Origin of the sequence: Mycobacterium sp. 3-98 (assembly GCF_035918355.1) — a bacterium.
GTDB lineage: Bacteria > Actinomycetota > Actinomycetes > Mycobacteriales > Mycobacteriaceae > Mycobacterium > Mycobacterium intracellulare.
Genome location: NZ_CP142360.1, coordinates 814,507 through 833,129 on the forward strand (window position 1 = coordinate 814,507; position 18,623 = coordinate 833,129).

At 67.8% G+C, this 18,623-nt stretch carries 18 protein-coding genes; 10 read left to right on the forward strand and 8 right to left on the reverse strand.

Annotated elements, in window-relative coordinates:
• The first annotated feature begins 64 nt into the window (after window positions 1–64).
• Window positions 65–1,300 carry an acyltransferase family protein gene (locus tag QGN30_RS04005; protein WP_134770515.1) on the forward strand — a complete coding sequence of 412 codons (1,236 nt, stop codon included), beginning with the start codon at window positions 65–67 and terminating at the stop codon, window positions 1,298–1,300.
• Between the two features lie 289 nt (window positions 1,301–1,589).
• Here the strand turns inward: QGN30_RS04005 and QGN30_RS04010 are convergent, their stop codons facing one another.
• The 3 genes from QGN30_RS04010 to QGN30_RS04020 all read right to left on the reverse strand — a co-directional run bounded on the left by QGN30_RS04010 (window position 1,590) and on the right by QGN30_RS04020 (window position 5,277).
• Window positions 1,590–2,630 carry a methyltransferase gene (locus QGN30_RS04010; RefSeq protein ID WP_442791867.1) on the reverse strand — a complete coding sequence of 347 codons (1,041 nt, stop codon included), beginning with the start codon at window positions 2,628–2,630 and terminating at the stop codon, window positions 1,590–1,592.
• A 192-nt stretch (window positions 2,631–2,822) separates the two neighbouring features.
• Complete coding sequence (locus QGN30_RS04015) at window positions 2,823–4,304, reverse strand: AMP-binding protein (RefSeq protein ID WP_225346402.1); 1,482 nt, start codon at window positions 4,302–4,304, stop codon at window positions 2,823–2,825.
• Window positions 4,297–5,277 carry a phosphotriesterase gene (locus QGN30_RS04020; protein ID WP_009957640.1) on the reverse strand — a complete coding sequence of 327 codons (981 nt, stop codon included), beginning with the start codon at window positions 5,275–5,277 and terminating at the stop codon, window positions 4,297–4,299. The genes QGN30_RS04015 and QGN30_RS04020 overlap by 8 nt, the downstream gene beginning before the upstream one ends.
• A gap of 196 nt (window positions 5,278–5,473) precedes the next feature.
• Between QGN30_RS04020 and QGN30_RS04025 the strand changes: the two genes are divergently transcribed.
• From QGN30_RS04025 to QGN30_RS04040, 4 genes are all read left to right on the forward strand, one after another.
• Entirely contained in the window at window positions 5,474–6,409 is a 936-nt protein-coding gene (locus tag QGN30_RS04025) for a DUF5996 family protein (RefSeq protein WP_225346403.1), read from the forward strand.
• A gap of 248 nt (window positions 6,410–6,657) precedes the next feature.
• Complete coding sequence (locus tag QGN30_RS04030) at window positions 6,658–8,367, forward strand: acyl-CoA dehydrogenase (protein WP_225346404.1); 1,710 nt, start codon at window positions 6,658–6,660, stop codon at window positions 8,365–8,367.
• 244 nt (window positions 8,368–8,611) lie between these two features.
• Window positions 8,612–9,298: a TetR/AcrR family transcriptional regulator gene (locus tag QGN30_RS04035; protein ID WP_225346405.1), complete on the forward strand. Its 687-nt coding sequence runs from the start codon at window positions 8,612–8,614 to the stop codon at window positions 9,296–9,298.
• A complete protein-coding gene (locus tag QGN30_RS04040) occupies window positions 9,295–10,236 on the forward strand; it encodes a R2-like ligand-binding oxidase (protein ID WP_009957644.1) in 942 nt (313 codons plus the stop codon). Before QGN30_RS04035 ends, QGN30_RS04040 begins: the two co-directional genes overlap by 4 nt.
• Window positions 10,237–10,240: 4 nt before the next feature.
• Here QGN30_RS04040 and QGN30_RS04045 read toward each other — a convergent pair whose 3' ends face one another.
• The gene (locus QGN30_RS04045) at window positions 10,241–11,659 is read right to left on the reverse strand and encodes an NADP-dependent succinic semialdehyde dehydrogenase (protein WP_248923271.1); all 1,419 of its coding nucleotides are present in this window, start codon (window positions 11,657–11,659) and stop codon (window positions 10,241–10,243) included.
• Window positions 11,660–11,739: 80 nt separating this feature from the next.
• On the opposite strand from QGN30_RS04045, the gene QGN30_RS04050 reads away from it, so the two are divergent.
• A complete protein-coding gene (locus QGN30_RS04050; RefSeq protein WP_009957646.1) occupies window positions 11,740–13,386 on the forward strand; it encodes an acetolactate synthase large subunit in 1,647 nt (548 codons plus the stop codon).
• A gap of 18 nt (window positions 13,387–13,404) precedes the next feature.
• Window positions 13,405–13,878 carry a DUF309 domain-containing protein gene (locus tag QGN30_RS04055; protein WP_008261822.1) on the forward strand — a complete coding sequence of 158 codons (474 nt, stop codon included), beginning with the start codon at window positions 13,405–13,407 and terminating at the stop codon, window positions 13,876–13,878.
• A gap of 35 nt (window positions 13,879–13,913) precedes the next feature.
• Here QGN30_RS04055 and usfY read toward each other — a convergent pair whose 3' ends face one another.
• A complete protein-coding gene (gene usfY / locus QGN30_RS04060; RefSeq protein WP_008261820.1) occupies window positions 13,914–14,189 on the reverse strand; it encodes a protein UsfY in 276 nt (91 codons plus the stop codon).
• 16 nt (window positions 14,190–14,205) lie between these two features.
• A complete protein-coding gene (locus tag QGN30_RS04065) occupies window positions 14,206–14,643 on the reverse strand; it encodes a hypothetical protein (RefSeq protein ID WP_225331558.1) in 438 nt (145 codons plus the stop codon).
• A gap of 167 nt (window positions 14,644–14,810) precedes the next feature.
• On the opposite strand from QGN30_RS04065, the gene QGN30_RS04070 reads away from it, so the two are divergent.
• Window positions 14,811–15,515, forward strand: a complete 705-nt coding sequence (locus QGN30_RS04070) for a helix-turn-helix transcriptional regulator (RefSeq protein WP_026071134.1) — start codon at window positions 14,811–14,813, stop codon at window positions 15,513–15,515.
• Window positions 15,516–15,560: 45 nt separating this feature from the next.
• Here QGN30_RS04070 and QGN30_RS04075 read toward each other — a convergent pair whose 3' ends face one another.
• Both QGN30_RS04075 and QGN30_RS04080 read right to left on the reverse strand, forming a co-directional pair.
• Window positions 15,561–16,118 (reverse strand): DUF488 domain-containing protein, encoded by a 558-nt coding sequence (locus QGN30_RS04075; RefSeq protein WP_009957649.1) that lies wholly within the window; start codon window positions 16,116–16,118, stop codon window positions 15,561–15,563.
• 19 nt (window positions 16,119–16,137) lie between these two features.
• On the reverse strand, window positions 16,138–16,350 hold the full coding sequence (locus QGN30_RS04080) for a DUF2945 domain-containing protein (protein WP_008261813.1): 213 nt from the start codon (window positions 16,348–16,350) through the stop codon (window positions 16,138–16,140).
• Between the two features lie 88 nt (window positions 16,351–16,438).
• Here QGN30_RS04080 and QGN30_RS04085 point away from each other — a divergent pair, with 88 nt between their 5' ends.
• Together QGN30_RS04085 and QGN30_RS04090 are read left to right on the forward strand one after the other, a co-directional pair.
• Entirely contained in the window at window positions 16,439–17,350 is a 912-nt protein-coding gene (locus QGN30_RS04085) for a LysR family transcriptional regulator (RefSeq protein ID WP_008261812.1), read from the forward strand.
• 109 nt (window positions 17,351–17,459) lie between these two features.
• A complete protein-coding gene (locus tag QGN30_RS04090; RefSeq protein ID WP_009957650.1) occupies window positions 17,460–18,614 on the forward strand; it encodes an NAD-dependent formate dehydrogenase in 1,155 nt (384 codons plus the stop codon).
• Window positions 18,615–18,623: the final 9 nt, after the last annotated feature.

The following is an 18,623-nucleotide window of genomic DNA, read 5'->3' on the forward strand; positions in this document are numbered from 1 at the left end:
AGCAGCCCGGGGCAAACTCGTTTGACCCTAACAGCAGAAAGTAAGGTGGCGGCTTACGAACCTGATGCTCGCGCGGGCGGGTCCTTCGGGTGTACCCATTCGCCGGGCAACCCAGCACGGGCACACTGTGGTGGTGAGCGACGACCAGCGGGTGGGCGGGGTGCGCAGCTTCCTACCGGCCGTGGAAGGGATGCGCGCCTGCGCGGCGATGGGCGTGGTGGTCACCCACGTCGCCTTCCAGACCGGGCACTCCAGCGGCGCCTCCGGCCGGCTGTTCGGCCGGTTCGACCTCGCCGTCGCGGTGTTCTTCGCGCTGTCGGGTTTCCTGCTGTGGCGCGGGCACGCCGGGGCGGCAAGGGATCTGGGACCCCGCCCCCGCACCGGCCACTACCTGCGGTCCAGGGTCGTGCGCATCATGCCCGCTTACCTGGTGGCGGTCGTGGTGATCCTGACGCTGCTGCCCGACGCCGACCACGCCAGCCCGACGGTGTGGCTGGCCAACCTGACGCTCACCCAGATCTATGTGCCGCTCACGCTGACGGGCGGGCTGACCCAGATGTGGAGCCTGTCGGTCGAGGTCAGCTTCTATCTGGCGCTGCCGGTGCTCGCGCTGCTGGCCCGCCGGCTCCCGGTGCGCGCGCGGGTACCGGCGATCGCCGCGCTGGGGGCGCTGAGCTGGGCGTGGGGCTGGGTGCCGGGCCACGCGGCCGAGGGCGTCAACCCGCTCAACTGGCCGCCGGCGTTCTTCTCCTGGTTCGCCGCCGGCATGCTGCTGGCCGAGTGGGTCCACAGCGGCGTCGGGTTCCCGCACCGCATCGCGCGCCACCGCCTGGTGATGGCCGTCGTCGCGGCGGCGGCCTACCTGGTCGCGGCCTCGCCGCTGGCCGGGCCGGAGGGTCTGGTGCCCGGCACGCCCGCGCAGTTTGCGGTGAAGACCGCGATGGGCGCGCTGGTGGCCTTCGCGTTGGTCGCGCCGCTGGTGCTGGACCGGCCGGACACGCCGCACCGGATCTTGGGGACCACCGCCATGGTCACCCTGGGCCGCTGGTCCTACGGCCTGTTCATCTGGCACCTGGCCGCGCTGGCCATGGTGTTTCCGGTCGTCGGGACGTTTCCGTTCACCGGCAACATGCCGACGGTGTTGGTGCTGACCCTGGTCTTCGGGTTCGCGATCGCCGCCGTCAGCTACGCGCTGGTGGAGTCGCCCTGCCGAGAAGCCTTGCGGCGCTGGGAGAAACGCGAGCGACCCGCAGATTCCGCGCAGGCCGTCGATGCGGAGGCGGACGCGATCGCGCCCTAGCCGCTGCGGTCCGTCCATCGTTTCCAGCGCGTCAGCGGCCAACCGAAGGGCAGGTTCACCGGCGCTGACAGGCTGATACGTTCGTCGGGGTGCGCACGAGATTCGACTTCGACTCAACAACGGCATCGCCTCATGGGGTCGTCGAACTCATGACCGATTTCTCGCCCAACCGACCGCACCGCTGGCCGGCATTGTCGGCCAAGGCGTTCGAGGTGTCACGTCGGCGCGACCGAGGCCGATGTCCGCGAGGGCCAAGACTTTCCGGTGTCCACCTAGACGTCTGCTGTTGCTATTGGCATGACACACCGCTAGGTGGGCACGGCTTCGATGACGCAGAGCGGCCCTGCCGTCTGCACCACGCGCTGCAGCCGGAAGCCGCCCTGCCGGAGTAGGTCGGTCCACTGCGTGAGGCTGCGTTCCAGTGCGCCCGCCATACCAGCATCTCCATATCGGCGTAGTGGCCGAGGAATTCGCGGTCGTGATCGGGGACGACCATCTCCAGCAGCAGCAGGGTCGCGCCCGGAGGGGCCGCGGCTTTGACGATGCCCAGGATCGCGACGGCCTTGTCGTCGGGCCAGTCGTGGATGACGTTCTTCATCACATAGGCGTCAGCGGCCGGCACGCTTTCGAAGAACGACCCGCCCGTCACGGTGACTCGGTCGGCGACACCGTGCGCGGCCAACACCGGTGGCGCCCCCTCGACCGCCTCGGGGAGGTCGAACAGCACGCCGCGGGCATCGGGGGCGGCGGCGAGAATCGACGAGAGTAGCCGGCCGTGGCCGCCACCGATGTCGGCGATGACACCGAATTTGGTGAAGTCGTAGGCCGCGACCACCGCCGCCTCCAGCACCGACGACGTGGAGGTCATGGCGCTGTTGAAGATCTCCGCGAACTCGGGGTCGTCGCGGAGATAGTCGAAGAAGTCCTTACCGAACACTTTCGGGGGGTTCGGCTCTCCGGTGCGCACCGCGTCGGCCAGCCGCGTCCAGTTCGCCCGGTGCTGCGGCGAACCGAAAAGCAGGGCGGCCCCACGCGTCGAGACCGGCGAATCGGTGCGCAAGGTGTCGGCCAGCGCGTTCAGTGCGAAACGGCCGTCGCGGCGCCTGCGAAACACGCCGCGGCTGATCAGCAACCGCATCAGCCGCGCCACGCTGTCCGGGTCGGCCCCGATGCGCCCCGCCAGTTCCTCCTTGGTCAGCGGGCCCGCGGCCAGCGCGTCGGCGATACCCAGCTGCGCGGATGCCGAGATGGCCTGCGACAGAAAGGCGCCGAAGATGATGTCGATGACCGCGATCGGCGGGGGAGCCAGGCGCAGGTATAGCCGCCCCACATGATGACGGACTCGTTCGACCGCGCGAGCCACCCGGGCGGGCGGCAGTTTCGGGGTCGATGACGGTGACTTAGGCGGCATCGTTCTCCATTACCCGGTGATGACAGGACTCGACAAGTATCACTTCTTGCTCTCGAGCGCCCCCCGCCGCCTCATATCGAGTGGCTTGCCGCCGATTTCGACGGTGTCGGGTCAGCCGGCTTCCGCGGTCTGGAGCCGCTGCAGGATCCGGTCCCGCACCGCCGAGCGGCGGGCCTTGCCGGCGTCGTCACGCAACGGGGTGTCGACGAGTTCGATGAAGTCGGGGCTGGGTGGAACCTTGTACGCCGCCAGGTGTTCGCGCAGGAACGCCTGCACACCAACGGAATCCAGGGTGGAGCCGTCGGCCGTGTGCACCAGGGCGTAGGGCACCTGGCCCAGGTCGCCGTGCGGAACTCCGACGACCAGACACGACAACACGTCCGGGTGCGCCGACAGCGCGTTCTCGATCTCGGCGGGGTAGACGTTGCGGCCGCCGACGGTGAACATGTCGACCCGCCGGTCCGACAGGTACAGGAAGCCGTCGTCGTCGAAATACCCGAGGTCGCCCAGCGAGTCCCAGCCGTCGCGGCTTTTCGCCGTGGCGCCGACGTAGCGGTAGGTGGGCGCGCTGTCTGGCCCGGGCCGCATGTAGATCTCGCCGACCACGCCGGGCGGGCACGGGTTGCCGTCGTCGTCGAGCACCTTCATCTCGCCGGCGACGACCACGCCCACCGAACCCCGGTGCGCCAGCCACTGGTCGCCGGAGATGAAGGTCAGCGCCTGTAATTCGGTGCCGCCGTAGAGTTCCCACACTTTCTCCGGGCCCAGCAGGTCGATCCAGGCCTGCTTGATGGCCGGCGGGCACGGCGCCCCCAGGTGCCAGAACCGTCGCAGCGAGGACAGGTCGTACGAGGCGGGGTCGGCGTGATAGACCGGCAGCGTCCGCTGCATGATCGTCGGCACCGTCGTCAGGAACGTGACGCGATGATCGGTGATCAGCCGGAGGAACTGAACCGGATCGAACCGGCTCATCAGCACCAGGTGATGGCGCATCAGCAGGGCGATGGTGGCGGTGGTGAAGCCCGTGTTGTGGCTCAGCGGCACCGGCACCAGCGTGGTGTCGCCCTCCTGGGCGCCCAGCGGGTAGCCGATCAGCGGCGGTATCCGGCTGTCGCCGCCGGATTCGATCAGCTTGGGCCGCCCGGTGCTGCCGCCGGATCCCATCGCCTTCCACACCGGCGACACCGCCTCGGGCAGCGCGCCGTCCGGCAGCGCCGGATCGGGCACGAAATCCGCTGGCACGCAGGGGAATTCGACATGATCTCGCCCCACCAACAAGGCCGGTGGCCGCAATTCGAGCAGGCCCGCCAACTCCGCGTCGGGCAGCCGAGCCGACAGCGGCTGGGGCACCGCGCCCAGCTTCCAGCAGGCCACGGCGGCCTGGATCCACTCGATCGAGTTCGGCAGCACCATGGTCACGTAGTCGCCGACGCCTACGCCCCGCTCGGCGTAGGCCCGGGCCAACCGATTCGTCGAGCGGTCGAGCTCGGCCCGGGTCAGGGTCACCCCGTCACAGGTGACGGCGGGCTCGTCGGGGGCGAGTTGGGCTAGCTGCGAAATCTGGGTGCCGATCGGCGGGACCGGCTCACTCATAGCCACCCTGACGCTCGAAGATGCGGCGCGGATTGTCGACCAGCATGGTGTGCAGCTGCTCGTCGGTGACGCCGCGCTCCTTGAGCGCGGGGATGACGTCGTTGTGGATGTGCAGGTAATGCCAGTTCGGGGCCATCTGCGGCACCAGCTCTTCGGGGAGCGCGTCGAAGTAGCAGTTGGCGTCGTGGGAGAGCACCATCCTGTCGGCGTGCCCACGCTCGCACATCTCCGCCACGATCCGCACCCGCTCCTCGAACGGCGAGATCACGTCGAGGCCGAACCGATCCATGCCGAGGTAGGAGCCGGCGGAGATCAACTCCTCGAGGTAGCCGATGTCGGTGCTGTCGCCGGAATGGCCGATCACCACCCGGGTCAGGTCGACGCCCTCCTCCTCGAAGATGCGTTGCTGCTCGAGGCCGCGTCGCAGTCCGGCGTGGGTGTGCGTGGAAATCGGCACCCCGGTGCGTTTGTGCGCCTGGGCGACGGCGCGCAGCACCCGCTCGACGCCGGGGGTGATGCCGGGCTCGTCGGTGGCGCACTTGAGGATTCCGGCCTTGATGCCGGTGTCGGCGATGCCCTGCTCGATGTCGCGGACGAACATCTCGGTCATGATCTCCGGGCCGCCCAGCAATCCGCCGGGGCCCTCGTAGTGGAACCGGAACGGCACGTCGTTGTAGGTGTAAAGCCCGGTCGCCACAACGATATTCAGCTCGGTGGCCGCCGCGACGCGGGCGATCCGCGGAATGTAGCGGCCCAGGCCGATCACCGTGAGGTCGACGATGGTGTCCACGCCGCGGGCCTTGAGCTCGTTGAGCCTGTCGATGGCGTCGGCCACCCGCCGTTCTTCGTCGCCCCAGGCTTCGGGATAGTTCTCGGCGATCTCGGTGGTCATGATGAACACGTGCTCATGCATGAGCGTGACGCCGAGGTCGCTGGTATCAATCGGTCCACGTGCGGTATTCAGTCGCGACACGCATCCGATGCTAGAGCTCCGGCCGCCTGAATTCGACGGGTTCGAGGACCTTACCTCCGCGCATCGCTCGTGCACCGGCCGTACCAGTGGATATGACGCATCGGATGACCGCAGAAACGTGAGGCACGTTCCCGTTCTGGTAGCGGGCCGCTGCGGCGGGTACCCGCGAACTGAGCCGCATACAAGGGGAGCCGACATGGACGCCGCAACCGGGACCGATCGATGGCCGTCGCTACGGGTCGACGACTGGACTCCGACTCGCGAAACGCTGCACATGTGGACCCAGATCGTCGGCAAGGTCCGCATGGTGCGCACGCCGATGGTCAACCACTGGTGGCAGGTGACGCTGTACGTGAGCCCGCGCGGAATGACCACGGGCGCGATACCCCACGAAACCGGGGTGTTCGACATCGAATTCGACGTCATCGACGCCGTGCTGCGGATTCGTCACAGCGACGGGCGGCAAGTCTCGGTGCCGTTGACGGCCAAACCGGTGGCGCAGTTCTACGACGAAACCATGTCGGCCCTGGACGATTTGGGGGTCGCGACACGCATCAGCGCCAGCCCCAACGAGGTGGATCCGGCCATCCGGTTCGCCGAGGACCATCAGCACGCCTCCTATGATCCCGACGCCGCGCGCTTGTTCTGGAGACAACTCCTGCAGGCGCACCGGGTGATGAGCCAGTTTCGCGCATCGTTCATCGGCAAAGTCAGCCCGGTGCATTTCTTCTGGGGGGCAATGGATCTCGCGTGTACCCGGTTTTCGGGTAGGCCGGCGCCCAAACATCCCGGCGGCGCACCGAACTGCGGCGACTGGGTGATGGTCGAGGGTTATTCGCACGAATTGAGCAGCTGCGGCTTCTGGCCCGGCGGCGGTGAGGAAGGCGCTTTCTACTCCTACGCCTACCCGCAACCGGACGGCTACGCCGACTACCCGATAGCGCCCGCGGCGGCGCATTTCAGTGCAGACCATGGTGAATTCGTCCTGCCCTACGAGGCGGTACGCACCGCCGAGGATCCCGACGGGGATTTACTGCAGTTCCTGCAAACGACTTACGCGGCCGCCGCGGACCTCGGCCGCTGGGATCGCGGCGCCTTGGAGGCCGATCCCGACCGGTGGCAAAAGCCGTGAGCACCACGCCGATCGCGGACTATGCCCTGCTCTCGGATCGTCATACCGCTGCGCTGGTCAGCCGCGGCGGGTCGGTTGACCGGCTGTGCATGCCGCGATTCGACTCACCGTCAGTGTTTCGGGCGCCTGCTCGACGATGACGCCGGGTGCCGCCGACTCGACGGCCTCCTGCGCACAAGTGCCCCGACGGGCGCGCCGTTGCAGTACCGTCACCCTCGTCTGCGTCGAGAACCGCTGGGAGTCCCGCCATGTTGCTCAACCCCAATCACCTGCAACGCCAGTACCCGGACCGCCGCTCGGCGGAGATCATGGCCGCCACGGTCGACTTCTTCGAGTCCCGGGGCAAGGCGCGGTTGAAGTCTGACGACCACGAAAGGGTCTGGTACTCCGAGTTTTTGGACCACATCGGTCGGGAGCGCATCTTCGCGTCGCTGCTGACGCCGTCGGCCTACGGTGCCCCCGACTGCCGCTGGGACACCTACCGGATCAGCGCGTTCGCCGAGATCGTCGGCTTCTACGGGCTCAACTACTGGTACCCCTTCCAGGTCACCGCCCTGGGTTTGGGCCCGATCTGGATGAGCGCCAACTCCGACGCCAAGCGCAAGGCCGCCGGGTTGCTCGAGGCCGGCGAGGTGTTCGCGTTCGGCCTGTCGGAGCAGACGCACGGCGCCGACGTCTACCAGACCGACATGAACCTGACGCCCTCCGGCGGGGGCTGGGTCGCCAATGGGGAGAAGTACTACATCGGCAACGCCAACGTGGCCCGGATGGTCTCCACCTTCGGCAAGTTCGCCGGCGCCTCGAAGAACGACGCCGAGTACGTGTTCTTCGCCGCCGACTCCCAGCACGAGCGCTATCAGCTGATCAAGAACGTGGTGAACTCGCAGAACTACGTCGCCAATTACGCGCTGCGCGACTACCCGGTGACCGAGGCCGACATCCTGCACCGCGGCCCCGAGGCGTTCCACGCCGCGCTCAACACCGTCAACGTCTGCAAGTACAACCTCGGATGGGGCGCGGTCGGCATGTGTACCCACGCGATGTACGAGGCGGTCACCCACGCGTCCAATCGCATCCTGTACGGGACCGTCGTCACCGACTTCACGCATGTGCGGCGGCTGCTCACCGACGCGTATGCGCGGCTGGTCGCGATGCGGCTGGTCGCCACCCGCGCCTGCGACTACATGCGCAGCGCGTCAACCGACGACCGCCGCTACCTGCTGTACAGCCCGCTCACCAAGGCCAAGATCACCAGCGAGGGCGAGCGCGTCATCACCGCGCTGTGGGACGTCATCGCCGCCAAGGGCGTGGAGAAGGACACCATCTTCGAGGCCATGGCCCGCGAGATCGGCCTGCTGCCCCGGCTGGAGGGCACCGTCCACATCAACATCGGGCTGCTGGGCAAGTTCATGCCCAACTTCCTGTTCGCCCCCAACGACGCGCTGCCGTCGATCGGCCGCCGGGATGACGCCGCCGACGACACCTTCCTGTTCGCGCAGGGCCCGACGGGCGGCCTGGGCAAGGTGCGCTTCCACGACTGGCGCGCGCCGTTCGAGAGCTTCGGCCACCTGCCCAACGTCGCGCTGCTGCGCTCGCAGGTCGACGCGCTGGCCGAGATGCTGGCCAGCGCCACCCCGGATGCCGCGCAGCAGAAGGACATCGACTTCGCGTTCGCCGTCGGTCAGCTGTTCGCCACGGTGCCCTACGCCCAGCTCATCTTGGAGGAGGCCGGGCTCTCGGGTGTCGACGAGGGATTGCTCGACGAGATCTTCGCCGTGCTGGTCCGCGACTTCAACGCCTACGCCGTGGAGCTGAGCGACAAGCCCGCGACGACGGACGCCCAGGCGCGCTACGCGATGCGGATGATCCGTCGCCCCGTCCACGACCCGTCGCGGTACGCGCAGATCTGGAAGGAGCACGTCCTTCCGCTCAGCGGCGCCTACCAGATGCGCCCCTAGGTTCGTCGCCTTCGGCGCCCGGCCGTGACGCCAGAGTCACGCCCGGCGCCGGACGTGACTCTGGCGTCACGGCCGGCAAGCAAACACCCGCCTGAAGTTCGCTCGCCGAGCGCCCGGCCGGCCGGGCGCTGGGATTCGCGTGCCCAGGCCGCCGGGCACTCGGCAAGGCGGCTGGACGCGACCCCTTGACTGTGACGCAGGTCACCGTAATATGACCAGTGGTCATCGAAGCGAGGAGCCAGCATTGCCGACGGTCACCTGGGCGCGCGTCGACCCCGCTCGTCGCGCCGCGATCATCGAAGCCGCGGAGGCGGAATTCGGGGCGCACGGCTTCTCCCGTGGCAGCCTCAACGTCATCGCGCGCCGCGCGGGCGTCGCCAAGGGCAGCCTGTTCCAGTACTTCGCCGACAAGCGCGACCTGTACGCGTTCATCGCCGACATCGCCAGCCAGCGGGTGCGGGCCTACATGGAGGGCCGCATCCGCGAACTCGACCCGAGCCGGCCCTTCTTCGAGTTCCTGACCGACTGGCTCGACACCTGGGTGGCCTACTTTGCCGACCACCCGCACGAGCGCGCACTGCACGCCGCGGCGACCCTCGAAGTCGACACCGAGGCCCGCGTCAGCGTGCAGAACGTCATCCACCGCCACTACCTGGAAGTGATGCGCCCGCTGGTCCGCGACGCGCACCTGCGCGGCGACCTGCGCGCCGAGTCGGACACCGACGCGCTGTTGTCGTTGCTGCTGTTGATCTTTCCGCACCTGGCGCTGGCGCCCTACATGCGCGGGCTGGACCCGATCCTCGGGCTCGACGAGCCCACCCCCGAGCAGCCGGCGCTGGCCGTGCGCAGGCTCGTCGGCGTGCTGGCCGCGGCATTCTCGGCGGACTCCTCCGTCAACTCAGCCCCCCAACGATCTGAGGAGGTCTCATGAATCGAACCCGAATCGCCTCGATGGCCGAGGGCGGTCTCAACTGGGATAGCTTGCCGCTCAAGCTGTTTGCGGGCGGCAACGCGAAATTCTGGAATCCGGCCGACATTGATTTCTCCCGCGACCGGGAGGACTGGGAACGCCTCACCGAGGACGAACGCAGCTATGCGACGCGGTTGTGCGCCGAGTTCATCGCCGGCGAGGAATCGGTGACCCAGGACATCCAGCCGTTCATGGCCGCGATGCGGGCCGAAGGCCGGCTGGGTGACGAGATGTACCTGACGCAGTTCGCCTTCGAGGAAGCCAAGCACGTCCAGGTGTTCCGCATGTGGCTCGACGCCGTCGGCATCACCGAGGACCTGCACTACTTCCTCGACGACGTCCCGACCTACCGCACCATCTTCTACGAGGAACTGCCGGCGTGTCTGAACGCGCTGACGCTCGATCCGTCGCCGGCCGCCCAGGTGCGGGCGTCGGTGACCTACAACCACATGGTCGAAGGCATGTTGGCGCTGACCGGCTACTTCGGCTGGCACAAGATCTGCGTGGAACGCGGCATCCTGCCCGGCATGCAGGAGCTGGTCCGGCGGATCGGCGACGACGAGCGCCGCCACATGGCGTGGGGCACTTTCACCTGCCGTCGCCACGTGGCCGCCGACGACGCCAACTGGGGCGTCTTCGAAACGCGCATGAACGAACTCATGCCGCTCGGGCTGCGGCTGATCGAGGAGGGCTTCGCCCTCTACGACCCGATGCCCTTCGGCCTGTCGGTCGACGAGTTCATGCAGTACGCCTCCGACAAGGGGATGCGGCGGTTCGGCACCATCTCCAGCGCCCGCGGCCGGCCGCTCGGCGAGATCGACCTGGACTACTCGCCGCTGCAGCTCGAGGACACGTTCGCCGACGAGGACGAAAAGGCGCTGGCGGGCGCGTCGGCCTAGCAGCTCACTCGACCTTGTCGTCGCCCGACGAGGAGCCGCTTTCGGATTCGCCGACCCAGACGGTCTTGGCGTTGACGAACGCGCGGATGCCCAGGCCCGCGAGTTCGCGTCCGTAGCCGGACCGTTTGACGCCGCCGAACCCCAGCTCGGGGTAGGACACCGTCATCCCGTTGATGAAGACCTGGCCGGCCTCGATGTCGTCGATGAAGCGCTGCTGCTCGGCCTCGTCGTTGGTCCAGGCGTTGGACCCCAGGCCGAACGTGGTGGCGTTGGCGATCTCGATGGCCTCGTCGATGTCGGCCGCCCGGTACATCGACGCGACGGGGCCGAACACCTCCTCGGTGTAGAGGGCCATGTCCTTGGTGATGTCGGTCACCACCGTCGCCGGGTAGAACCACCCCGGCCCGTCGATGGGCTTTCCGCCGAGGCGGATGGTGGCGCCCGCGGCGGCGGCGTCGTCGACCTGCTTGGCGATCTCGTCGCGGCCGGACTCGGTGGCCAGCGGGCCCACGTCGGTGTCGGGGTCGGTCGGGTCGCCGACGGTGAGCGCCTGCATGCGCTCGGTGAACTTGTCGACGAACGCGTCGTAGATGTCGGTGTGGACGATGAACCGCTTTGCGGCGATGCAGGATTGGCCGTTGTTCTGCACCCGTGCGGTGACCGCGGTCTTGGCGGCCTCGTCCAGGTCCGCCGAGGGCATCACGATGAACGGGTCGCTGCCGCCGAGCTCGAGCACCGTCGGCTTGATCTCGTCGCCGGCGATGGCCGCCACCGATTGGCCGGCCGGCTCGCTACCGGTCAGGGTGGCCGCCGCGACGCGCGGGTCGCGCAGGATGCGCTCGACGGCGCCCGAGGAGACCAGCAGGGTCTGGAAGCAGCCCTCGGGGAAGCCCCCGCGGGTGATGACGTCGGAAAGGTACAGCGCGCTCTGGGGGACGTTCGAGGCGTGCTTGAGGATCCCGACGTTGCCGGCCATCAGCGCCGGGGCGGCGAACCGCACGGCCTGCCACAGCGGGAAGTTCCAGGGCATCACCGCCAGCACGACGCCGAGCGGTTGATAGCGGATGTAGGCCTTCTTCGCGCCCACCGCCTTGGCGTCGGCCGGCTCGTCGGCGAGCAGCTGCTCGGCGTGCTCGGCGTAGTACCGAAAACCCTTGGCGCACTTCAACACCTCGGCCTTGGCCGATTTCAGGGTCTTGCCCATCTCCAGCGTCATCATGGCGGCGACGTCGTCGGCCTCCGCTTCCAGCAGGTCGGCGGTGGCGTTTGCCCACCCCGCGCGCTGGGCAAACGTGGTGTTGTGGCGGTAGTCGAGGAAGCGTTCGTAGGCACGGGCGATCGCGGCATCGACTTCTTGATCGGTGGCCGGGGTGAAGGTTTTCACCGTCTCGCCGGTAGCCGGGTTAATGGTGGCGATGGGCACCTGGCCCTCCTTCATCGGATGAGTAGCTGAAAAGTCCAACACCCACCCTGCCACTATCGTTCCTTCAAGGGAGGTGCCGGATGAGCAGAGCCGCCGAGTTGATCGTCAAGTGCCTGGAAAACGAGGGCGTTTCCGTCGTGTTCGGGGTGCCCGGCGAGGAGAACATCCGATTCGTGCAGGCCCTGGCGGCGTCGCCCATCCGCTACGTGCTCACCCGGCACGAGCAGGCCGCGTCCTTCATGGCCGAGATGTACGGCCGGGTCACCGGCCGGGCGGCGGTGGTGTCGGCCACCCTGGGGCCCGGCGCGATCAACATGCAGCTCGGCGTCGCCGACGCCACCACCAACAGCACCCCGCTGGTCGCCATCTCCGCGCAGGTGGGCCACGACCGGGAGTTCAAGGAGTCACACCAATACGTCGACCTGGTGTCGATGTTCGCCCCGATCACCCGGTGGGCGGCCGGCATCCCGACCCCGCGCGCCATCCCGGAGATGGTGCGCAAGGCGTTCAAGCTCGCCGAGTCCGAACGCCCGGCCGCGGTCTATCTCGCGGTGCCCGAGCACATCGACGCCGACGAGAAGGATTACGACCTGGGGCCGTTGCCGCGCAACGTCGTGCGCCCCGACGCTCCGGCGCCCCGCCAGGTGGAACGCGCCGTCGCAATCCTGCGCAACGCCAAGCGCCCGGTGGTGCTGGCCGGGCACGGCGCCGCGCGCGCCGACGCCACCAAAGCCCTGGTGCGCTTCTCCGACGAGTTCGGCATCCAGGTGGCCAACACCTTCCACGGCAAGGGCGTCATGCCCGACGACCACCGCAACAGCATCGGCACGCTGGGCTTCATGCGGCACGACTACGTCAACTTCGGGTTCGACAACGCCGACGTCGTCATCGCCGTCGGCTACGAGTTGCAGGAATTCGACCCGGTCCGCATCAACCCCCAGGCCGATAAGAAGATCATCCACATTCACCGGTTCCCCGCCGAGGTCGACGCGCACTACTCGGTCGACGTGGGGATCATCGGGGACATCAGCGATTCGCTGAACGCCCTCACCGACGCGCTGTCCGGTCACAGCTTCAGCCACGCCGCCGACGTGCCCGGGTCGGGCCTGCTCGCCGAGGAATTCGCCCGGGGGCAACAGGATTCGCGCTACCCGCTGGCGCCGGCGCGGGTGGTCGCCGACACCCGCGCGGCGCTGGGCCGCAGCGACGTCGTCCTGGTCGACACCGGCGCCACCAAGATGTGGATGGCCCGGCTCTACCCGACGTACGAAAAGAACACCTGCCTGATCTCAAACGGCCTGTCCACCATGAGCTTCGCCCTTCCCGGGGCGCTCGGCGTCAAGCTGGCGCAGCCGGAGTCCAAGGTGCTGGCCGTCGTCGGCGACGGCGCGTTCCTGATGAACTCGCAGGAGATCGAGACCGCCGTGCGCGAGCGGATACCGCTGGTCGTGCTGATCTGGGAGGACGGCGGGTACGGCCTCATCGAATGGAAGATGGATCTCGAACTCGGGGCGCACTACTACGTGAAATTCAACAACCCGGACGTGGTGACGTACGCGGAAAGCTTCGGCGCCAAGGGATATCGGATCACTCATGCCGACGAACTGCTCCCGACGCTGCGCGCCGCGCTCGACGACGAGGGCGTCTCGTTGATCAGCTGCCCGGTCGACTACTCGGAGAACCTGCGGCTGACCGACCGGCTCGGCGAGCTGGACGAAACGCTGTGATTCGGGAATCCATTGCCGATGACCGAGCGTGATCGCGACGAATCGGGCCGGCCGCGCAGCGCCCGACCCCGCGACGCCCTGGGCCGGCCCCTGCCGCCGGGCAGCGAAGGCGTTCCACGCATTCCGGACGACCTGGCGCTGGCGCCGGTCGAGACGCTGGCATACGCCCAGGATCTGCTGGACCGAGGCCTCGCCTTCAACGCCCATGAGGTGCTCGAGGCCGCCTGGAAGAACGGACCGGCCGACGAGCAGGCCCTGTGGCAAGGCCTGACGCAGCTCGCGGTGGGGATCACCCACGCGCAGCGTGGCAACGTCAAGGGTGCGACCACGCTGCTCAGCCGTGCCCGCGCCCATCTGGCGCAGCAGGATCGGCCGGCGCCGCACGCCGTTGATGCGGCCGGGCTGGTGGACTTCGCCGATGCGCTGATCGACGCCCTCGCCGCCGGGGCGGATATCACCGCATCGCGGCTACGGCCCCGCCTGACGGCCTGAAATGGCCGGCTCGCCAACGGGATCGGCGCGTCCCGTTACCCGTCTTGTTGATTCTCCAACAGCGTGACCCGGCGAAGTTCCACAACGAACCACAAGGTTGCGGCGACGGTGGCGAGTAGCGCGATGATCGCCACCGTGCTGAGCCATTCGTAATGCTGGTAGGCGGCGACGGCCAAGCTGGCGATGATGCCGCACAATGCGACCCCCAGCAGAATGAACCCGGGCCAAAAGAAGTTGTCCTTCATCGTGAGACCGGCGCGTGGGTGTGCCGTCCGATGACGATCGGTCGGGTCGTGATGTGTGTCTCCCATGGTTCCCTCTCGTCGGTCAATTCCGCAGTGACTCGGCAACTTTGGGGAAGCCGATATCACGGGGAACGTAGACGTCGAACAGCAGGATCGCGCCGATCGTCGTCACGAGCCAGACCATGACCGTCGCGGCGAGCCACGATGCGCCGCCGTAGATGCTGAGTCCGTGCGTCGACACCGAAGCCAGGCTCATCGCGCCGATGGTCAGGGTCAGGCCGGTGCAGCCCAGCAGCAGCGACGCGTATCCATGGGGCAATTTCAAGATCTTCACCGACAGGGTCGTCTGCGTTACCGAGAAGAACACCACGGCAACGATGAGGCCCGATGCCGTCAGCACAACGTGGGGAACGGTCCTCGCCGCCAGCGCCAGCCCGATGGTCCAGGTGGCCGACCGCGCGGCGGTCCGGAGCACAAAGTGCTTCACGACACCGGGCGCTTTACCACGGCGATATCGCATCGTGGTCGGCGATGCGCGCGGGTAGCCTGATCGTCGAACCGATGGATGTGGGCGGCGCTGGTTGGCAAGGTGACCATGGCGGCTCCTGAAAACTAACAGATAAGTAATTAAACTTTAGAAATTATTCGCTGTAACGTCAAGACTTTTGTGATTTAGAAGTGGGCGCGATGGACCAACTGCAACGCGATGCCGCCGGAATCGGCGCCCTCGCCGACCCCGTGCGCTACGAGCTGTATCAGTTTGTGTGTTCGCAGCCCGGACCGGTGAGCCGCGATCAGGCGGCCGAAGTGGTGGGAATCGCCCGGCACCAGGCGAAGTTTCATCTCGACCGGCTGACGGCCGAAGGCCTGCTGGAATGTGACTACGCCCGGTTGACCGGCCGGACCGGCCCGGGAGCGGGGCGCACCTCGAAGCTGTACCGACGTGTCCGTCGCGACATCGCCGTGAGTTTGCCGCAACGTCAGTACGAGTTGGCCGGGCGGCTGATGGGCCGGGCCATCGTCCAATCCCAGCAGAGCGGCGCGCCCGTCGTAGAGGTGTTGCACCGCAACGCCCACGACTACGGCCGGAGCATCGCGGAGAGCGCGCTGAGCGCAGCCCGCCGGCGGCCGGCCGACGCGCGTGCGGCGCTGAAACTGGTGGCCCGCTTGTTGCGGGAGTATGGCTATGAACCGGGTCACGACGACGACGGCGTGTATCTGGTCAACTGCCCGTTCCATGCGCTGGCTCAGGAACAGACCGAATTGGCCTGCGGCATGAACCACGCGCTGATCGACGGGATGGTGGACGCGATGACCCCGCATTGCCTGGATGCCCGGCTGCAGCCGACGCCGGGCCGGTGCTGTGTGGTGGTCGCAGCAAGCGCTGACTAGCTCACGGCGCTGCCGCGTGCCAAACCCGTTGCCTCAGTGTGTTATTCAGGCACCGTCGGCGTCCGCCGGGTACGTCACACGCCTGCGCTCGTCGACGACGGGTGTGGCGCCCCATTGTCCGAGTCGATGCTCACGCGGCGCGGATCCGCTGATGAGGTGCCATACCGTCCAGCCCTGGGCGACAAGGCTGTTCGCGATCAATTGCCGATGGCATCGCCACGGCACGGGCTCACCGCACATGATCGCCACGCGGTGGGAGCGGGCGAGCGTGATCAGTTCCGCCAGGCCGCGCTGGTATTCGTCGGTGAGGGTGTAATCGGCGTAATTCTTGAAGCTGGCGTTCTGCCAGCCCGCGTTGATGGTGGGGTCGACGCTTTGCCGGCCGCGTCGTCCCCCGAGCGCGGGGAGGTGGAGGTAGCCGATGCCGGCGTCGCTGAGCCAGCGCGCCATCTCCGCACTGCCGAACTGGGGATTGCGTCGCGAGCCGGGCTGGGCGCGCACGTCGACGAGCAGGTCGATGCGGGCCTGATCGAGGGGTTCCAGGAAGGTGGGCACCGGGCATGTCCAATGCCCGATCGTCCAGATCTCGCCGTCGTCGCTCATGGTGGTGTCGCGGCGTGTCCTAGTCGATCTTCTCCAGGGCGTCGCCCTTGTGCATCGCGATGTGGTCGGTTTTGTCGCTTCTGATCTCGTATTGCGGGTCGTCTTTCGTGCAGTGCCGTTTGTGGCCCTTGTACTCGGTGTCGCGGGTGTGCTTCTTGACCACGATGCCGCTGACGTGACCGGCTTCCGAATTCCATCGGACGTGGTCCCCTACCTCGAACTGTTTGGCCACCGTGCGCCTCCTTCGCGTGCGTTGTGGTTCGCTGCGTGGGTTCCCCCACCACTGCGACGAGTAACCGTGCGCGTGGTCGAATGGGCGCATGCTGTTTCGTCAGCTGGAGTACTTCGTCGCGCTCGCGCAAGAGCGCCACTTCGCGCGCGCCGCGCGGGCGTGCTACGTGTCGCAGCCCGCGCTGTCGGAGGCCATCCGCAAGCTTGAATCCGAACTCAACGTCCCGCTGGTGCGGCGGGGGCAGCGGTTCGAAGGCCTCACCCCCGAAGGCGAGCGGCTGGTGCCCTGGGCGCGGCGCATCCTGGCCGACCGCGACTCGCTCAAACGGGAGGTCACCGCGCTGCAGGCCGGGCTGACCGGTGAGTTGCGGCTGGGGGTGGTCCCGGCCGCATCGACCACCGTTGCGCTGCTTACGGATCCGTTCTGTGCCGCGCATCCCCTGGTGCGGGTCCGGCTCGAGGTCAATCTGCGTTCGGCCGGCATCGTCGAACGCGTCCGCAAGTTCGAATTGGACGCGGGCATCCTCTATCCGGACCAACAGGACACGGCCGACCTGCTGGTCACGCCGCTCTACCACGAACAGCCGGTGCTCATCGCCGCCGCCGAGCTGCTGGGCGGCGAGTCGGACACCATCGCGTGGTCGGATGCCGTGCAGCTGCCGCTGTGCCTGCTCACCCAGGGCATGCGCGGGCGCCGGGTCATCGACGACGCGTTGGCCACCCACGGCCTCGAGGTGACACCGCAGCTGGAAACCGACTCCGTGGCAGCGTTGTTCGCGCACGTGCGCACCGGCCGGTGGGCGAGCATCGTGCCCCAACCGTGGATCCACACCCTGGGCATCCCCGCCGGGGCCAGCGTGCTGCGACTGCGCCGGCCCTCGGTCACCGCGCTGATCGCGTTGGTCACCAACCGGGCCGAGCCGGGTTCGTTGCTGGCGCGGGCGTTGCGGCGGACCGCGCGCGAGGCCCGCATCGGCGCCACGCTCTCCGAGCGGTCCTAGCCCCCGTCTCCACTGATCGGCGTCGCCTATCAGCCAGTCGGAATCGCGTCTTGGACAGCCCGTGGCCGCGCCGTGAGACTGGGGTTGATCGCCAGTTAAGGAGAATTCAATGGCCAAGTGTGTGATGGTGCTTTATCCCGACCCCGTCGACGGATACCCGCCGGCCTACGCGCGCGACAGCATCCCGACGATCCACGGATATCCCGACGGCAGCACCGTGCCGACTCCGTCAACGATCGATTTCACGCCCGGTGAGTTGCTTGGCTGCGTGTCGGGCGCCCTCGGGCTGCGCAAGTTTTTCGAAGACGCGGGCCACGAACTGGTGGTGACGTCGGACAAGGACGGACCCGACTCGGAGTTCGAACGCGCGTTGCCCGACGCCGAAATCGTGATCTCGCAACCGTTTTGGCCGGCCTACCTGACCAAGGAGCGCATCGCCAAGGCGCCCAAGCTCAAGCTGGCCCTGACCGCCGGCATCGGCTCGGACCACGTGGATCTGGATGCGGCCAAGGAGCGCGGGATCACCGTGGCGGAAGTGACCTACAGCAACAGCATCAGCGTCGCCGAGCACGCGGTGATGCAGATCCTGGCACTGGTCCGCAATTTCGTCCCGTCCCACCGGTGGGCCGTCGAGGGCGGCTGGAACATCGCCGACTGCGTCGAGCGCGCCTACGACCTCGAGGGCATGGACGTGGGTGTGATCGCCGCCGGACGGATCGGGCGTGCGGTGCTGCGCCGGTTGGCGCCGTTCGACGTCAACCTGCACTACACCGACACCCGCCGGTTGGCACCGGAGGTCGAAAAGGAACTGAACGTGACGTTCCATCCCACGGTGCAGGAGCTGGTGCGGGCGGTCGACGTGGTCTCGATCCACTCGCCGCTGTACGCGGACACCCGCGCGATGTTCGACGAGAAGCTGATCTCGACGATGCGGCGTGGCTCCTACATCGTCAACACCGCCCGCGCCGAGGAGACCGTCCCGGAAGCGATCGCCGACGCGCTGCGCAGCGGGCAACTCGGCGGTTACGCCGGCGACGTGTGGTACCCGCAGCCCCCGCCGGTCGCCCATCCGTGGCGGACGATGCCGAATAACGCGATGACGCCGCATGTTTCGGGGACGACCCTGTCGGCGCAGGCGCGCTACGCGGCCGGCACCCGGGAGATCCTGGAAAGCTGGTTCGCCGGCACGCCGATCCGTCCGGAGTACCTGATCGTCGAGGGCGGCAGGCTCGCGGGCACCGGGGCGCTGTCCTACCAGAAGTAGTCGCGGGCA

Excerpts from the sequence above, each read along its gene's own strand:
- QGN30_RS04005 (WP_134770515.1), top strand. The coding sequence starts at position 65 with ATGCTCGCGCGGGCGGGTCCTTCGGGTGTACCCATTCGCCGGGCAACC.
- QGN30_RS04055 (WP_008261822.1), top strand. The coding sequence starts at position 13,405 with ATGACCGAGCGTGATCGCGACGAATCGGGCCGGCCGCGCAGCGCCCGA.
- QGN30_RS04015 (WP_225346402.1), bottom strand. The coding sequence starts at position 4,304 with ATGAGTGAGCCGGTCCCGCCGATCGGCACCCAGATTTCGCAGCTAGCC.
- QGN30_RS04065 (WP_225331558.1), bottom strand. The coding sequence starts at position 14,643 with ATGCGATATCGCCGTGGTAAAGCGCCCGGTGTCGTGAAGCACTTTGTG.
- QGN30_RS04075 (WP_009957649.1), bottom strand. The coding sequence starts at position 16,118 with ATGAGCGACGACGGCGAGATCTGGACGATCGGGCATTGGACATGCCCG.
- usfY (WP_008261820.1), bottom strand. The coding sequence starts at position 14,189 with ATGGGAGACACACATCACGACCCGACCGATCGTCATCGGACGGCACAC.
- QGN30_RS04050 (WP_009957646.1), top strand. The coding sequence starts at position 11,740 with ATGAGCAGAGCCGCCGAGTTGATCGTCAAGTGCCTGGAAAACGAGGGC.
- QGN30_RS04085 (WP_008261812.1), top strand. The coding sequence starts at position 16,439 with ATGCTGTTTCGTCAGCTGGAGTACTTCGTCGCGCTCGCGCAAGAGCGC.
- QGN30_RS04040 (WP_009957644.1), top strand. The coding sequence starts at position 9,295 with ATGAATCGAACCCGAATCGCCTCGATGGCCGAGGGCGGTCTCAACTGG.
- QGN30_RS04070 (WP_026071134.1), top strand. The coding sequence starts at position 14,811 with ATGGACCAACTGCAACGCGATGCCGCCGGAATCGGCGCCCTCGCCGAC.
- QGN30_RS04030 (WP_225346404.1), top strand. The coding sequence starts at position 6,658 with ATGTTGCTCAACCCCAATCACCTGCAACGCCAGTACCCGGACCGCCGC.
- QGN30_RS04090 (WP_009957650.1), top strand. The coding sequence starts at position 17,460 with ATGGCCAAGTGTGTGATGGTGCTTTATCCCGACCCCGTCGACGGATAC.
- QGN30_RS04025 (WP_225346403.1), top strand. The coding sequence starts at position 5,474 with ATGGACGCCGCAACCGGGACCGATCGATGGCCGTCGCTACGGGTCGAC.